We start from the raw sequence: 14,267 nt of genomic DNA, 5'->3' as shown, positions 1-14,267 counted from the left end.
CCCGCTATGACAAACGAGACGACAATTTCCTCGCCTCAGTCCAACTCGCGTCAATCCGCATTTGGTTGCGGAGTTATGAGTCGGTCTCCTAGAGCCTTTCTGCGTTTGATTGAATCGTAGGGATTCCAGTTTTGGGGAAGTTGTGATTCAAGATGCTGGCTGGGCGGAGGCCAGCATCGCATGGTCCGACCTCTATCGACTGACCTGCGGGAGCGGGTTGTTGCAGCGGTTCTTTCCGGAGAGACGAGCCGAGCGGTTGCGGCGCGGTTCGGAGTTGCGGTCTCCTCGGTGGTGAAGTGGTCGCAGCGTCACCGTGCGACGGGCTCGGTGGCACCGGGGCAGATGGGCGGCCACCGCAAGCGGGTGCTTGAGCCGCACCGCGCCTTCATCGCCGAGCGGATCGCGCAGACCCCGAGCCTGACGCTGCACGCCCTGAAGGGGGAACTGGCGGCGCGAGGAATCTCGGTCTCGCATGACGCCATCTGGCGGTTCTTGCGCCGCGAGGGGCTGCGCTTCAAAAAAAACGATGTGCGCCCTTGAGCAGGCCCGAGCCGATATCGCCCGTCGCCGCCAGCGCTGGCGCAAACATCAGCCCAAGCTCGACCCGAGCCGGCTCGTCTTCATCGACGAGACCTGGATCAAGACCAACATGGCCCCGCTCTATGGGTGGGGACAGAAGGGCAAGCGCCTGCGCGGCTTTGCGCCCCACGGCCATTGGAAGACCCTGACCTTCCTCGGAGCCCTGCGCGTCGATGCCCTGACCGCGCCTTGCGTCTTCGACGGCCCGATCAACGGCGCGTGCTTCCGCGCCTATGTCGAGCAGGTGCTCGTGCCCACGTTGAAGCCCGGCGACATCGTCATCATGGACAATCTGGGCAGCCATAAATCCGAGGCGGTGCGCCACCTGATCCGGGCGGCCGGCGCCAGGCTCTGGTTCCTGCCGCCTTACTCGCCCGATCTCAATCCGATCGAGCAGGCCTTCGCCAAGATCAAGCACTGGATGCGCAAGGCCCAGAAGCGAACCATCGAAGACACCTGGCGCCATGTCGGCGAACTCGTCCACGCCATCGACCCAACCGAGTGCGCCAACTATCTCAAAAATGCCGGGTACGCTTCAATCAAAACATGAAACGCTCTAGAGGGATTCTTAGCGACGGCGTTTGGCCCCAGGTCTGAAGATCAGACCGTCTCGGACCACCCGTCCAGCGATGTCGACCGGACCTACATGAACAGGCTTTTGCAGCTTGGGGACCCGGCCGGCACGTTCGGAAAGCACGGGCCTGTCACCCATCCATGGCGCCGACAGCGCCGACAGCGCCGGCTCGCCCAGGCGATGATCCCGCGGCGAGAGAGGCGCAAACAAGCGAAGCCCGGCATCCATTCGCGGCTCCAGCAGCGACTATGTGCGATTACTCCGCGATCATATCGACGAGGCGCCGTGCCGTGCCCAGCGCGAGGGTCCAGCCGAGCATGCCGTGGCCGATATTGTAATACAGGCCGGCGGTGAGGCGCGAGCGCCCGATCAGCGGTCGGGATGACGGCGTCATCGGCCGCTCGCCGGACCAGCGGCAAACCTCGGATGTGTGGTTGAAGAGGTGCGGGAACACGCTGCGTGCCGTCTTTTCCAGGGCCTCGCAGCGGGCCTCATCGAAGCGGCCGCCGCGCGGCGCGATGTCGGCCAGCCCCGCGACGCGAAAGCGGTCGCCGATACGGGCGAAGGCGAGCTTGCGGCTGACATCGGTGAGGCTCACCGACGGTGTCCCGGCCGGTGCCGGCAGGGTCAGCGAATAGCCGCGCACCGGCCAGATGGCCTGCGCCTCCGGCAAGTCGCGCAGCAGGTTCAGCGCCTGCGGTCCAGCGGCAACCACCGCGAGATCGACGGGGAGCGCGTCACGGTCGCGAAACTGCACGGCGTGCAGCCGTCGCCCCTTTCGAGCGAAGCCGGTGACGGTGTGATCGAACAGCGTCGTGATGCCGTAGTGACGGACGAGATGGGCGGTGAGCCCGCGGCAGTATTCGGCGCAATCGCCGACGGCATCCTGTGGCGTGTGCACGGCGCCGATGACGGCGCCCTCGAACGCCTCCAGCGCGGGTTCGATCAATGTCGCCTCGGCACGGCTGAGCAGGTTTTGCGCCAGCCCGCGCTCGCGCTTGCGCTGCACGGTCGGGCGCATCGCGTCGAGCCCGGCCGCACTGGCATACAGATGAAGCTTTCCCGCCATGCGATAGGAGAAGGAGAGGTCCACCTCGGCGAGAAGGCTGGCCATTTCACGCCGCGAGACCTCGGCAAGATCGAGAATGTGGGCCGTGTTGCTCCACCACCGCGCGGATCCGGCATTGGCGAGAAAGCGTACGCCCCAGATAAGGAAATGCGGGTCAAGGCTCCACGTGACGCGAAAGGCCGGGTCGCGACCGAGCGCGATGGCCGGCAGGTGCCGTAGCAGGGCGGGGGAGGCCATGGCATCGCCATAGGCATAGGAGAGCTGGGCGGCGTTGCCCGCGCTGGCGCCGCGCCCGGGTTCGGCGCGGGCGTCGACCAGGATCACATCGTGACCCTGCCGGGCGAGCCCGTATGCCGTGCTGACGCCGACCACGCCGGCGCCGATGACGGCAATCCTCCTGCGGCTCATGAAGGCGCGCGCTCAAAGCCGACAGGCGGGCTGAGCGCCGCAAGCGCCTCGCGTTCCAGCATGGCGGCAACCGCCAGAACCCGCCAATCGTCGAGCCCGCGGCCGATCAGCGTGATCCCGATGGGCAGACCGTCGCTTGTCAGGCCCACCGGCACCGACGCCGCGCACAGGTCCAGCATGTTCACATAGCGCCCGAAAAGGCTCAGCACCATGTTGGACTGGTCGATGTCGGAGAGCGGCGGCGGCGCGATCGGCACGCCCGGCATGACGAGAATGTCATAGCCGGCGAAGGCTTCGGCGAACTGTGCCTTCCACTGCCGCTTCAGTGCGTGGAGTTCGGCCACTTCCGACGCGGAAATGCTGCGGCCGAGATTGATGCGCGCGCGGATTTCGGGCGCGACGTCGGTGGCGGGATCCTCGGTGATTGTGTGAAGGCTGGCATAGCTCTCCGCCGACATCAGCCGTCCGGCCTTGTCGCACATCGTCGCGAGCGGCACCGGCAGCCTCAGGGTGCCGATGGCATCGAGCCGGTCGCCGAGCCGGTCCAGTGTCGCGCGGAACCGCTGCCGCACCTCGTCATCGAGCCGTTCGAGCGCGGGATCGTCCAGCGTGGCGAACCGTATCGACCCGGAAAAAGCCTCGTCGCGCCCGCCGAAGGCAATGGCGGGCAGGGCGAGGGTGGCGGTGTCCTCCACGTCCGGCCCGGCCAGAATGCCCATCGCCGCGCGCAGGTCCCGCACGCTGCGGGCAAGCGCGCCGACGCTGTCATGGGAGGGGGAGAGGTAGCGCATGCCGCCACGGCTGATCAACCCGGGCGTCGACTTGTGGCCGAACAGGCCGCAGAACGCTGCGGGGATGCGGATCGAGCCGCCGGTATCGGTGCCGAGCGCCAGCGGTACCATGCCGCTTGCCACGGCGACGGCCGAGCCGCTGCTCGAGCCGCCGGGCGCGCGATGCACCTTGCTGTCATAGGGGTTGACGGGCGCGCCCAGCACCGGGTTGGTGCCCCATCCGCCGAACGCAAATTCCACCGTGTGGGTCTTGCCGACGATCACCGCGCCGGCCTCCTCCAACTTGCGCACGGCGCTGGCGGAGACCGCCGCCCTGTGGTTCGGGAAGCTGCGCGACCCCGAGCCGGTGCGGTAGCCCTCGATGTCGAAGAGGTCCTTGACCGCGACCGGCACCCCGTGGAGGGCACTGCGCAGCCTGCCGGAGGCCCTCTCCCGGTCCCGCTCGTCCGCCAGTCTCGTCGCCCGTTCGTCGAGCCTCAGCACGAAGGCATGCAGCACGCCATCGACAGCGTCGATCCGCTCCAGGCTCTGGCGCACGGCTTCCCGGCTTGTCAGCCGTCCATCGCGTATCCTCGCGCCGATCTCGATGGCGTCCAGGCGGAGTATGTCCATGGCGGGCAACTTTCATCGGTTCGCGATGCGTGGCTTTTGAAACTTCGCCATGGCACGTCGCTTGCTTTCTGGATTTATCGCTTTCTTTCTGGATTTACTGACGATGGACCGCCGCCGGATTTTAGATTTCGGACTTTTCGTTGGAGGTTTTTAATGCCCGTGCAGCAGCGGGGCGGGCGATCGGCACCCGGTGTCGAACCCCTGCCGGCAATGGCTCTGGATGCCGGCGAAGATGCGAGCCGTCGCGAGTTGGGCAGCGATTACGTGACATGGCTGGACGGCCTCTGGTCGCAGCGCCTTTCCAGCGTGCCGGACCGCCGGCCGGAACTCACGATCGGCATTCTCCTGTGGCCGGGCTTCCCGATGATGTCGCTTACCGGCATCGTGGAATCGCTACGGCATGCCGGCGATTTCGGCGATAATTCCCAGCCCGTGCACTGCCGATGGTTCGTCGTCGGTGATCGCGGCGCCGCGGTGGCCGCCAGTTGCGGCCTTCGCGTGCAGGCGGACCTGCCTTACGTCAATCCCACCGATTTCGATTATCTCGTGGCCATCGGAGGATTGCTGCCGCAGTTACGGGCGGCCTCAAGCCGGCATCGCGATTATCTCCGGATCGCGGACTCGGCCGGGGTGCCGATCATCGGCGTGTGCACCGGCGTTTTCGTGCTGGCCCAGGAGGGGCTGCTGGCGGGGCGCAAGGTGGCGGTTCATCCGTTCCACCGCGAGGATTTCCATGCGGCGTTCCCCTCGCTGCGCATCTCCTCGCGCGACGACTTCCTGGCCGATGGCGACCGTATCACCGTGCCGGGCGGTGTCTCGATCCTCAGCCTGATGACCGACCTGATCCGGACCCATTGCGGCGCCGACAGGGCCGCCAAGGTGGTGCACCAACTGTCGCTGGCCAATCAGCCGGCCACCAGCGAGTTCGACCGCGCGAGGGCATCGAACTTCCGCTATTCGGCCGATCCGCGCATCCAGCAGGCAGTGGTCATCATCGAAAGCCGAATGGGGCAGGACGCGACCCCCGACGACATCGCCACCCGTGTCGGCCTGAGCAGCCGGCAATTCGGCCGGCTGTTCAAGGAGCAGATCGGCATGACGCCCAAGCGGTTCATTCTCGAAACGCGGCTGCGCTATGCCCGCTGGCTGGTGGAGAACACCCAGCGCTCGGTGACCGAAATCGCCTACGAGACCGGCTTTTCCGACTGCGCGCACCTGGCCACGGCGTTCAAGGCCAAATTCGGCAAGCCGCCGACCCATTGCCGATAGAGCGCTTCGAGCGACGTGTAGATGAACGTCTGGCACGCGACGCTCGCGGGCGCGCCAGGTCGGTCAGGCCGCGAGGCCACTCGCGCGGACGAAGCCCTCGCTCGCTCGCATGAGCTGGCGGGTATACTCGGTGGTGATACGGCCGGCGACGAGGTCATTGGCCGCGACAAGCTCCACCATCCGGCCGTGCTGCAGGACGGCGATGCGCTCGCACATGTGGGTCACCACTCCGAGATCGTGCGTGACCATGACGAAGGTCAGCCGGCGATCGCGGCGAACCTGTTCGAGCAGGTTGAGCACCTCCGCCTGCACCGAGGCATCGAGCGCGGAGGTGGGCTCGTCGAGCAGCAGGATCGTCGGTTCGAGGATGAGGGCCCGGGCGATGGCGACGCGCTGGCGCTGGCCGCCGGACAATTGGTGCGGGTAGCGGAACCGGAAGCCGGCGCCGAGGCCGACCTCGTCGAGCGCGCGCAGGATCCGGCGCTCGCCATCCCCCACCCCATGGATCGCCAGCGGCTCCAGCAATTGCCGGTCGATGGTCTGGCGCGGGTGCAGCGATCCGAACGGGTCCTGAAACACCATCTGCACGCGGGAGTAATAGGTTCTTTCCCGCCGTCCCGGCTTGAGCGTCTCGCCCTGCAGCCGGATCGAGCCGGACGTGACCGGGGCGAGGCCTGCCACGGCGCGCAGCAGTGTCGACTTGCCCGATCCGGATTCGCCGACCAGACCGAAGGCCTCGCCCGGGGTGATGTCGACGCTCAGCTGGTCCAGCGCATGATAGCCGCCATAAACCACGCTGAGATTCTTGACCGAGAGCGCCGGGGACATGCTGTCGATGGTCATAGGCGCCACTCCGGCTGGCGGTCGAGAACGGGCAGGGGATGGCGGTTCGTGCCCAGCGTCGGCATGCAGTTGAGCAGCCCGCGGGTGTAGGGGTGGCGGGCGTTGCCCAGTTCCGAGGCGGCGATTTCCTCGACCACCTTTCCCGCATACATGACCAGCACGCGGTCGCAGAAGGACGAGACCAGGCGCAGGTCATGGGAGACGAAGACAAGGCCCATGCCCCGGTCGGCGACCAGCCGGTCGAGAATGGACAAGACTTCGAGCTGCACGGTGACATCGAGCGCGGAGGTGGGTTCGTCCGCGATCAGCAGTTCGGGGCCGGCGACCAGCATCATCGCGATCATGGCGCGCTGGCCCATGCCGCCGGAGACCTCATGCGGATACAGGTCGAACACGCGGGCGGGATCGCGAATCTGCACGGCCGCGAGCATGTCGAGCGCTCGCTCGCGCGCCACCTTGCGGGAGACGTTCTCGTGGGTGCGCAGCGTCTCCACGATTTGCCGGCCAATGCTCATGACCGGGTTGAGCGAGTATTTCGGGTCCTGCAGCACCATGGCGATCCGCCCCCCGCGCAGGCTGCGGCGCAGCTTGGGCGGGGCGGAGAGAAGGTCGATGCCGTCGAACTCCAGCCGCGCCGCCGAAATGCGGGCCTGCGGCGGCGTCAGCCCCATGATGGCGCGTCCGGTCTGCGATTTGCCCGAGCCGCTTTCCCCGACAATGCCCAGCCGCTCGCGGCCCAGGGTGAAGCTGACGCCCCGGACCGCCTCGACGAGGCCGCTGCGGGTGGGAAACGACACTTTCAGGTCGTCGACATGGAGCAGAGGCCTCATTGTCCCGCCTCCCGCGGATCGAGCGAATCGCGCAGGCCGTCACCCACCAGGTTGAAGCCCAGGCTGACGATGAGGATCGCCATGCCCGGCATGGTCGCCACCCACCACTGGTCGAGGATGAAGCGACGGCCGGAGGCGATCATCGCGCCCCATTCCGGCGAAGGCGGTTGGGCGCCGAGGCCGAGAAAGCCGAGGCCGGCGGCGATCAGGATGATGCCGGCCATGTCGAGCGTCACCCGGACGATCAGCGAGGAGAGGCACATGGGCATCACATGGCGCAGCACGACCCGGACCGGCGAGGCGCCCATCAGCCGCACCGCGGCGATATAGTCGGAATGGCGCACCGCCATCGTCTCCGCCCGTGCCATGCGGGCATAGGGTGGCCACGAGGTGACGGCGATGGCGATCACGGCATTCTCGATTCCCGGCCCGAGCGCGGCAACCAGCGCCAGTGCAAGAACCAGCTTGGGAAAGGCGAGGAAGATGTCGGTGATCCGCATCAGCACGCCGTCCACCCATCCGCCCGCATAGCCGGCGACGGTGCCGACCAGGAGGCCGACCGGCGCGGTGATGACGGCGACAAGCAGCACCACCGTCAATGTCAGCCGCGAGCCGTGGATGAGGCGCGAGAGGATGTCGCGGCCCTGGTCGTCGGTGCCCAGCAGATAGCCGGGCGAGAGCGGCGGCAGCAGCTGGGCGCCGGCCAGGTCTCCCGCCGTCGGCGAGTGCGGGGCGAGAATGTTGGCGAAGGCCGCGACCAGAACGAGCACCAACAGGATGGCGAGGCCGACCAGCGCCAGCGGGTTGGAGGCGAAGCGAAGCCAGCTGATATAGGCCCGCCCGAGGCGCGCCTGGGCACGCGATTGCGGCCGGTCCGAGAGCAGCCAGGCGCGGGTGCTTCGCGGGGCAGCGGGGACGTCCGTCATGCGCGGGTCCTCGGGTCGAGCGTCCGGTAGAGCAGATCGGACAGCAGGTTGATGCCGATGAAGGTGGAGCCGATGATGATGGTGCCGCCGAGCACGGCGTTCATGTCGGCATTCTGCAGCGAGTTGGTGATGTAGAGGCCGAGGCCGGGCCAGGAGAAGACGGTCTCGGTGAGCACCGACCCCTCCAGCAGCGTGGCGTAGGAGAGGGCGATCACCGTCACCAGCGGCACGGCTGCGTTGCGCAGCGCGTGGAACCAGATGATGCGCGCTTCCGACAAGCCCTTGGCCCGCGCCGCGACGATGTACTCCTGCCCCAGTTCGTTCAGCATGAAGCTGCGGGTCATGCGGCTGATATAGGCCATGGAGAAATAGCCGAGCAGCGCGGCTGGCAGGATGATGTGGCGGAAGACGTCCACAGCCACTTCCCACTCGCCCTGCCAGAGCGCATCGATGAGATAGAGACCGGTGATCGGCGTGAAGCTGTATTCGAAGGCGATGCCGATACGGCCGGGATAGGCGACCCAGCCCAGCTTGGCGTAGAAGACCAGCAGCGCGAGAAGTCCCAGCCAGAAGATGGGAACGGAATAGCCGATCAGGCCGATGATGCGCACGAGCTGGTCGAGCAGCGTGCCGCGCTTCACCGCCGCCAGCACGCCGAGCGGGATGCCCAGCGAGGTGCCGATCAGCGTGCCGAGCGTGGCAAGCTCGATCGTGGCGGGAAACACCCGGGCGATATCGCTCATCACCGGATGTGTGGTGAGCACGGAGGTGCCGAAGTCGCCCGCGAGCGCCTGCCGGACATAGATGAAGAATTGCTGGTAGATCGGCAGGTTGAGGCCCATCGCCTCGCGGGTCCGCTCGATCGCCGAGGCGGGTGCGCGGTCGCCCAGAACGGCAAGCACCGGATCGACCGGGATGACCCGGCCGATGAAGAAGGTGACGGCGAGCAGGCCGAGGAAGGTGGTGATCACCACCCCCGCGAAACGCAGCACTCCAATGGCGACCGGCCACGCCCTCACATGAAACGGGCGGCCGGCTCGAACGGATTCGGACATCGTCGTCGAACTCATCGCACCGGCCCTCCGCTCAGTTCTTGGAGACCGGAGCGACGAAATTGGTGTCGAAGGTGGGCCCGAGCTTGAAGCCGTTCACGTTGCCGCGCAGCCCCGCCACCTCGGTCTGCTGGAAGATCAGCGCGAACGGGCTGCTATCCAGCACCGCCTGCTGAAGCTCCTGATAGATCGCCGCGCGCTTGGCGCCGTCCTTTTCCAGCAGCGCCGCCTTGGTCTTGGCGGTCAGGTCCGGGACGTCCCATGCGTTGCGCCAGGCAAGCGTCTTGAACGTGGCGTCGTCGGCATTGTTGGGGTTGGCGGTGAAGGTTTCCGCATTGGAGTTCGGATCCCAGTAGTCCGAGCCCCACTGCCCGATATAGATGTCATGATTGCGGGCGCGGTATTTGGTGAGGGTCTGCTTGCCGTCGCCCGGAAGGATGCTGATCTTGATGCCGGCCTGCGACGCCGTCTGCTGGAAGGCCTCGGCGATGCCGGTTACGGGCTGGGTGTTGCGCACGTCCATGGTGACGCTGAAGCCGTCCGTGAGGCCGGCCTTGGCCAGCAGTTCCTTGGCCTTGGCGACGTCCAGCTTGTAGGGATTGACGTCGAGCGCGCCGAGCTGGCCCTTGGGCAGGAAGGTCTGGTGGATCTCGCCGATGCCCTTGATCAGCGTCGCGCCGATGGCGTCGTAGTTGATGAGGTATTTCAGCGCCTCGCGCACCTCGGGCTTGGCGAGGTTCGGGTTCTTCTGGTTGAAGCTGATATAGTAGACGGTGCCCTTGGCGGCGCTGGTGACGTTGAGCCCCTCTTTCCTGGCTACCGCGGCAAGGTCGCCCGGCTCCAGATTGCGGGCAACGTCGATATCGCCGGCCTCCAGTGCGAGGCGCTGGCCGGCACTTTCCTTCATATGGCGGTAGACCACGCGCAGCAGCTTGGCCTTGTCGCCATAGAAACGGTCATTGCGCTCCAGCACGACCGCCTCGTTGGCCCGCCATTCGCGCAGCTTGAACGGGCCGGAACCCGCGAAATTGGTCTTCAGCCAGCCATTGCCGAAATCGTTATCGTACTTGTTCGTCGCGTCGACGGGGATCGCCTTGACGTGCGGCAGCACCAGCTTCTTGTCGATGGCCGAGATCGGGCTTGCCGCCATCACGTTGAGCACGAAGCTCGGCGCGTAAGGCTGGTCGACGGTCATGGTCAGTGTCGAGGGGTCGAGCGCCTTCACCTTCTCGGTGACATTGTCGCCGGTAAGCCCGAACTGGTTGAGCAGGAAGGCCGGGCTCTTGTCGAGCTTCACCATGCGCTCGAACGACCAGGCGAAGTCCTCGGCGGTGATCGGGTTGCCGGAGGCGAAGGTCAGGCCCGGCTTGAGCTTGAACGTGTAGGTGAGCCCGTCATCCGAGACGGTCCAGCTCGCGGCGAGATCGCCCACCACCTTGCTGGTATCGCTCAGGTCGAGGCGCACCAGCTGGCTGTAGATGTTGCCGATGACCTCGCCGGCGGTCAGCTCGAAGGATTCCGCCGGGTCCATGCTGATGATGTCGTCGATGGCGAAGCCTTCGACCAGCGTGTCCGCCGGCGTCTTGGCCATGGCCGGCGTGCCGGCGGCCATCAGGACGGAGAGGGCGGTTCCCACCGCAAGAGCACTCAAGAACGGAAGTCGCTGCATGATCATTGTGGGCCTCTTCTGGAAGGTTATTGTTTGCTTGGGGTGTCTTCATGCCAGGCACGACCGAGGATTCTCAGCCAGTTCTCACGGCATATCTTCGAGAGGTCGTCGGCATTGAAGCCATCGGCCGCGAGCGCGACAAGGAGGTTCTGCTGGCCGGCTGCATCGGCGAGCGCCGCGGGAATGGTGGCGCCGTCGAAGTCGGATCCGAGCGCCACGCAATCGATGCCCATGCGCTCGACAAGATGGTGGATGTGCCGGACCATGTCGCAGAGCGGCGTCTGCGCGTTCTCCTGCCCATCCGGGCGCAGCATTGTGGTGGCGTAATTCAGCCCGACGAGACCCTGGCTCTCGCGCACGGCGTCGAGCTGGCGGTCGGTCAGGTTACGCGCCACCGGGGTCAGCGCATGGGCATTGGAATGGCTGACCACCAGCGGCTGATCGCTGGTGCGGGCGACATCCCAGAAACCCTGCTCCGTGATATGGGCGAGGTCGACCACGATGCCGAGGCGGTTGCAGGCGCGGATCAATTCGAAGCCGGCCCCGGTCAGTCCCGGGCCGCAATCCGGGCTCATCGGATAGGCGAAGGGCACGCCATGGCCGAAAATATTGTGGCGGCTCCACACCGGGCCGAGCGAGCGGAGCCCGTCCGCGTAGAAGCTTTCGAGCACGGCGAGGTCGGCATCGATCGCCTCGCATCCCTCCATGTGCAGCACGGCGGCGAAGCCATCCCGCGCCATCGTGGCCCGGATCTGCGCGGTACTCCGGCAGAGGGTCCAAAGTCCCGCGCGGTCGAGCCGCAGCGCGATGTCGAGCAGTTCCCGCGCGGTTTCCAGCGCCGCGATCCGGTCGACCGGCTGCGACATCGGCGTGATGTAGTGGCCGTTCGCGTCGGGCGTCGCCAGAATGAGTTCGCCCGAGGGCACGAAGATCGCGCAGAATCCGCCATGGAGCCCGCCGCGGCGTGCGCGCGGCGCATCGATATGCCCCTCGCTTGCGCCCTCGCCATATTCCAAGATGGGGTCGCCGCCCTGCGCCGCGTGCTTCCAAAGCCGCAGCAGCACGTCGTTGTGGCCATCAAAGACTGCCTGCTTGTGTAACGGCATGCCCCGGCTCACCCTGTAAATGTCTCACGTCTGACACATGAATGGTGTTGCAGGGCGGAGGGGATTCATTTTGGATTTCGGCCAACCTCTTTTAGTTTCCGCCATACTCGCCGGCTCAGGCCGACGGAACAGACGCGAGGCGCGGAAGTCCGCTCCGCAGCGGTCCCGGCTTCGCGCCGTTCGCCTCCGTTCCGCTCACGGTCCCGATCGTCGCGGCGATCGTTGATCGATGACGCATCGGCAACAGCACGGATGGCGACAGGCATTCGGCACGGCGTATGACGTGTTCCATGGGCGGGACGCCGCCCAGCTCGGGAGGGCATGGGCTGGAGCTTTTGCGGGGAACGCCGGTTTACCGGAAAAGCTCCAGATTATTGTTCTGACGCATTTTCTTGACGCGAACCAGAATCCACTTCGCTCGAAAATGCTCTGGACGGCGGTTCGATACCCGTTCGGTTTCCGAGCGTGTGGATTGATTGCGGGATGCACGCCAGATGAACCCCTTGCGGCTCGATCGCCTCAACATCGCGCTTCTGGCCATTGCCGGGCTCGGCCTCGTCTCGGGCCTCGCCCTGCTGCTGGGAGGCCAACCCCATCTTGCCACGCTGGCATGGACGGCGGGTGTCGCCCCGGTACTGGCGGCGCTGGTGGTCGAGATCGTTCGCAGCCTCGCGAAGGGCGATGTCGGGTTGGACATCGTCGCCGCCCTGTCGATGTCCGCCGCCTTGCTGGTCGGCGAGACGCTCGCGGCGGCGGTGGTCGCGCTCATGTATTCCGGCGGAACCTTCCTGGAGAGTTTCGCCGAGGGCCGTGCGCGGCGCGAGATGACCGATCTTCTGTCGCGCGTGCCAAGAACCGCGACACGCAAGCGCGGCGGCGCGCTCGAGGACGCGCCGCTTGACGAGATCGAGCCCGGCGACCTTCTCCTGATCCGGCAGGGCGACATCGCGCCCGTGGACGGCACGGTCGAGAACGACCGCGCGATGATCGACCAGTCCGCGCTGACGGGCGAATCCATGCCCGTGCGCCTGGAGCGCGGGCAGGAGGTGATGAGCGGCTCCACCAATGCGGGCGACGTGTTCGATCTGCGCGCCAGCCGCCGCGCCACCAACAGCACCTATGCCGGCATCGTCCGGCTGGTCGAGGCGGCGCAGCAGTCCAAGGCGCCGATGGCCCGGCTCGCGGACCGCTACTCGCTGCTGTTTCTGGCCGTCACGCTGGCGCTGGCGACGGCGGCCTGGTGGTTTACCGGCGATCCGATCCGCGCGGTGGCGGTTCTGGTGGTCGCCACGCCCTGTCCGCTGATCCTTGCCGTTCCGGTCGCGCTGGTGGCCGGCCTGTCGCGTGCCGCCCATTTCGGGGTGCTGATAAAGGGTGCGAAGCCGCTGGAATCGCTGGCGCGGATCCGGACCCTGATCCTCGACAAGACCGGCACCCTGACCGACGGGCGGCCGCAGGTGGTGTCTATCCACACGCTCGGCGCCTTGACCGAGGACGAGGTTCTGAGCTTCGCCGCCGCGCTGGATCAGGCGTCGAAACACCCTATCGCGCAGGCCATCGTCGCGGCGGCCCGGGCGCGCGGTGCCGTGCTGCCGCTCCCGGAGCAGATCGTGGAGACGGCGGGAGACGGCGTCACCGGCATCATCAACGGCCGCAGGGTCGTGGTCGGGGGCGCGGGTTTCGTCGCCTCGCAGATCGACGCGGCCGAGCCTGAAGGCGCGATCCGCGACGCCGGATCGGTCGTGGTGGCGCTCGCGGTGGACGGAAAGCTCATGGGCCATCTGGTCATGGCCGATGCGCTGCGGGCCGGCATCGCCGACCTGCTCGCCGGGCTGCGCCGACTGGGCATCCGCCGTATCCTGCTGGCGACGGGGGATCGCCGGGCGGTGGCCGAGGCTGTCACCGCCGGGCTTCGCCTCGACGCCATCCGCGCGGACCTGACGCCGGACGAGAAGGTTGGGGTGGTCCTCGCCGAGCGCGCGAACGGCCCGGTGATGATGGTGGGCGACGGGGTCAACGATGCTCCCGCGCTGGCCGCCGCCGATATCGGGGTCGCGATGGGCGCGCGCGGTGCGGCCGCTTCGGCCGAGGCGGCCGATGTCGTCCTGCTGGTCGACCAGCTGGGCCGGCTGCTGCCGGGGATCGACATCGCCCAGCGCTCTCGCCGCATCGCGCTGGAAAGCGTCGTGGTCGGAATCGGCCTGTCGATACTGGGCATGGTGGCGGCGGCGCTGGGATATCTCACGCCCGTACAGGGCGCCCTGCTGCAGGAACTGATCGATGTCGCGGTCATCCTCAACGCGCTGCGGGCGCTCAGGATCGTGCCGGAACAGGCCGGGCGGCCCGCGTCCGCGGCGGCCGAGGCCTCATCGGGCTGACCCCGCCCGCCCCGGGCGCGGATCCACGCCCCTCATCGTCGGCGTCCGGGTTGCCTCGCGCCGCAGGATGCGGCCGTGGCGCGCGCGCGTGAGCGGGAGGCGAGCCGGCGTCTTGAAACTCTCACGCGTTCTTGCCATGTCACGGCCTGAGTTTCCCTCGA

General features: G+C 67.0%; 11 protein-coding genes. 3 read left to right on the top strand and 8 right to left on the bottom strand.

The genetic code is table 11. From position 1 onward, the window contains the following. Nucleotides 1-180 precede the first annotated feature (180 nt). Nucleotides 181-1,129 (top strand): IS630 family transposase gene (locus QOZ99_RS20620; protein ID WP_306891877.1). Its coding sequence is split into 2 segments (ribosomal slippage): nucleotides 181-516 and nucleotides 518-1,129, totalling 948 coding nucleotides; the frame shifts between segments, so codons are not numbered across the junction. 280 nt (nucleotides 1,130-1,409) lie between these two features. On the opposite strand, the gene QOZ99_RS20615 is transcribed toward QOZ99_RS20620, so the two are convergent. Together QOZ99_RS20615 and QOZ99_RS20610 are read right to left on the bottom strand one after the other, a co-directional pair. Beyond that, nucleotides 1,410-2,630, bottom strand: a complete 1,221-nt coding sequence (locus QOZ99_RS20615) for an FAD-dependent oxidoreductase (protein ID WP_306891875.1) — start codon at nucleotides 2,628-2,630, stop codon at nucleotides 1,410-1,412. Then, complete coding sequence (locus QOZ99_RS20610) at nucleotides 2,627-3,958, bottom strand: amidase (protein WP_306891874.1); 1,332 nt, start codon at nucleotides 3,956-3,958, stop codon at nucleotides 2,627-2,629. Before QOZ99_RS20610 ends, QOZ99_RS20615 begins: the two co-directional genes overlap by 4 nt. 285 nt (nucleotides 3,959-4,243) lie before the next feature. Between QOZ99_RS20610 and QOZ99_RS20605 the strand changes: the two genes are divergently transcribed. Continuing rightward, nucleotides 4,244-5,302 carry a GlxA family transcriptional regulator gene (locus QOZ99_RS20605; RefSeq protein WP_306891880.1) on the top strand — a complete coding sequence of 353 codons (1,059 nt, stop codon included), beginning with the start codon at nucleotides 4,244-4,246 and terminating at the stop codon, nucleotides 5,300-5,302. A 63-nt stretch (nucleotides 5,303-5,365) separates the two neighbouring features. Here the strand turns inward: QOZ99_RS20605 and QOZ99_RS20600 are convergent, their stop codons facing one another. The 6 genes from QOZ99_RS20600 to QOZ99_RS20575 form a co-directional block, all read right to left on the bottom strand. Next, nucleotides 5,366-6,130, bottom strand: a complete 765-nt coding sequence (locus QOZ99_RS20600; RefSeq protein WP_306891879.1) for an ABC transporter ATP-binding protein — start codon at nucleotides 6,128-6,130, stop codon at nucleotides 5,366-5,368. 11 nt (nucleotides 6,131-6,141) lie between these two features. Next, nucleotides 6,142-6,975, bottom strand: a complete 834-nt coding sequence (locus tag QOZ99_RS20595; protein ID WP_306891873.1) for an ABC transporter ATP-binding protein — start codon at nucleotides 6,973-6,975, stop codon at nucleotides 6,142-6,144. Then, on the bottom strand, nucleotides 6,972-7,901 hold the full coding sequence (locus tag QOZ99_RS20590) for an ABC transporter permease (RefSeq protein WP_306891872.1): 930 nt from the start codon (nucleotides 7,899-7,901) through the stop codon (nucleotides 6,972-6,974). The genes QOZ99_RS20595 and QOZ99_RS20590 overlap by 4 nt, the downstream gene beginning before the upstream one ends. Further along, nucleotides 7,898-8,956 carry an ABC transporter permease gene (locus QOZ99_RS20585; RefSeq protein WP_306891871.1) on the bottom strand — a complete coding sequence of 353 codons (1,059 nt, stop codon included), beginning with the start codon at nucleotides 8,954-8,956 and terminating at the stop codon, nucleotides 7,898-7,900. The genes QOZ99_RS20590 and QOZ99_RS20585 overlap by 4 nt, the downstream gene beginning before the upstream one ends. Before the next feature lie 31 nt (nucleotides 8,957-8,987). Next, the gene (locus QOZ99_RS20580) at nucleotides 8,988-10,565 is read right to left on the bottom strand and encodes an ABC transporter substrate-binding protein (protein WP_370876902.1); all 1,578 of its coding nucleotides are present in this window, start codon (nucleotides 10,563-10,565) and stop codon (nucleotides 8,988-8,990) included. Nucleotides 10,566-10,648: 83 nt separating this feature from the next. Beyond that, the gene (locus QOZ99_RS20575; RefSeq protein ID WP_306891869.1) at nucleotides 10,649-11,728 is read right to left on the bottom strand and encodes a dipeptidase; all 1,080 of its coding nucleotides are present in this window, start codon (nucleotides 11,726-11,728) and stop codon (nucleotides 10,649-10,651) included. Nucleotides 11,729-12,222: 494 nt separating this feature from the next. Between QOZ99_RS20575 and QOZ99_RS20570 the strand changes: the two genes are divergently transcribed. Beyond that, nucleotides 12,223-14,106: a heavy metal translocating P-type ATPase gene (locus QOZ99_RS20570; protein ID WP_306891868.1), complete on the top strand. Its 1,884-nt coding sequence runs from the start codon at nucleotides 12,223-12,225 to the stop codon at nucleotides 14,104-14,106. Nucleotides 14,107-14,267 lie beyond the last annotated feature (161 nt).

This window comes from Ancylobacter amanitiformis (assembly GCF_030814815.1).
Taxonomy (GTDB): Bacteria; Pseudomonadota; Alphaproteobacteria; order Rhizobiales; family Xanthobacteraceae; genus Ancylobacter; species Ancylobacter amanitiformis.
The sequence above is the reverse complement of the archived record's forward strand: the minus strand, read 5'-3'. Positions and strand labels throughout refer to the sequence as shown.